The sequence below is a fragment of the bacterium genome (genome assembly GCA_035308905.1).
Lineage (GTDB): Bacteria > Sysuimicrobiota > Sysuimicrobiia > Sysuimicrobiales > Segetimicrobiaceae > DASSJF01.
Genome location: DATGFS010000012.1, coordinates 1 through 1500, shown reverse-complemented (window position 1 = coordinate 1500; position 1500 = coordinate 1). Strand labels below are relative to the sequence as shown.

The 1500-nt window shown below is 67.1% G+C and carries 2 protein-coding genes; both read right to left on the bottom strand.

Features of this window, described 5'->3' with window-relative positions; all coding sequences use genetic code 11:
• Positions 1–132: 132 nt before the first annotated feature.
• A complete protein-coding gene (locus VKT83_04235) occupies positions 133–771 on the bottom strand; it encodes an acetate uptake transporter (GenBank protein HLY21656.1) in 639 nt (212 codons plus the stop codon).
• Between the two features lie 94 nt (positions 772–865).
• Positions 866–1500, bottom strand: a 635-nt coding sequence (locus VKT83_04230; protein HLY21655.1) for a M24 family metallopeptidase, incomplete at its 5' end; no start/stop codon positions are given.

Genomic DNA, 1500 nt, shown 5'->3' with positions numbered 1-1500 from the left:
CGCGTTCGCCTGGCGTGCGAAGTCCTCCGGCGGCGGATACCGCCGCTCCTCGAGGAGCATCGTGTCGATTGCGTGACTCGTCTCGGTCGCCAAGAGAGCTCTCCTTCTTCGTAGGCCTTCGCGGATCCTAGGTCAGCTCATCATCGGGGTGCCAACGGGGCAGACGTGCCTTCCAGCCTGGCCGTTGATGACGAGCGCGGCCGACGTGTACCAGGCCACCGCGGCGGTGATGATCCCCGCCCATCCGCCTGCATGGACCCACCACAAGTGATGGCCGTTCGTATGCGCCGAATTGAAGTTGCCGATCACGAGAAGGATCTCCGTGATCTCCAGCGTGAGGAAGACGAAGAAGACTGCGATGTTGACTCGCAGGCTTCCAATGAGCATGTACGTGTTGAAGATGGCGAACGCGAAGAGGAACCACGCGGCCGCGTTGGCCAGGTCGTTCGGCTTGTAGCCGCCGAGGAACCCGGTCGTGAGAGCGAGGACGACGAAGATGCCGAACGACATCCAGAAGCCGCCGTACGTGGAGAACGCCGTCGCCCCGAACACGTTTCTATTCCGGAACTCCCACATGCCGGCCAGGAGCTGCGCGAGCCCTCCGTAGAAGAGCGCCGGCCCGACCCAGATGAGGTCGGGGATGAACGAGGCGTTGTGCCCGCTGAGCAGGAACGTCGTCAGCGCGAAGCCGGCGAGCCCGAGTGGTGCAGGGTCGGCAGCCGGCGTGTTCTCGAACACCGTCACAGGCTTGTCCGTGACGACAGTCGCCATGAGCCCCTCCTCCCGGCGCCGCCTCCCGCCCCTCGGCGGTCCGTCGGACGCCGATGTATTTGGGGGGGCTTTTACCCGGTTTCGGCGGATTTAGTCAGGGCTGAAGGTCATACGGGTACTGCGTGACCGTCTCGACCCCGTCGTCGGTCACGAGGAGGATGTCCTCGAGCCGGACGCCGCCGTAGCCGGCGCGGTAGAGGCCGGGCTCCAGGGTGATGACGTCGCCGGGAATGAGGTCGTCGCCCGTGACCGAGAGCCGTGGCCGCTCGTGCACCTCCAGGCCGACGCCGTGGCCGAGGCCATGGAAGAAGCCGCTGTCGAGCACCTCGCCGGGCTTCTTCGTCAGCTGGGTCGGATAGCCGTGCTCGGCGAAGAGGTCGCAGGCGATCTGCATGAGGGCGCGCCCGTTCACGCCGGGCTTCGCCGCCTCGGTCGTGCGGTCGAGGGCCTCCTTGCAGAGGCGGTGGTACTCCCGGATCTCATCGGGGACCTCGCCCACGACGTACGTCCGCGTCATGTCCGTGTAGACGGCCGTGGCGGTGTCGCGCGGCCACAGGTCGAAGACGGCGGGCAGGTCTGCGGCGATCGGGCCGGAGCCCATGTCGTGCCCGACGGCGCCCTGCGCGCCCGAGGCGACGATGAACTCGTCCGCCACCGTCCCGTGCGCGAGGAAGACGCGCTGCATCTCCGCCTTGATGCGTTCGCTCGTGAGCGGCTCGCCGTCGAGCT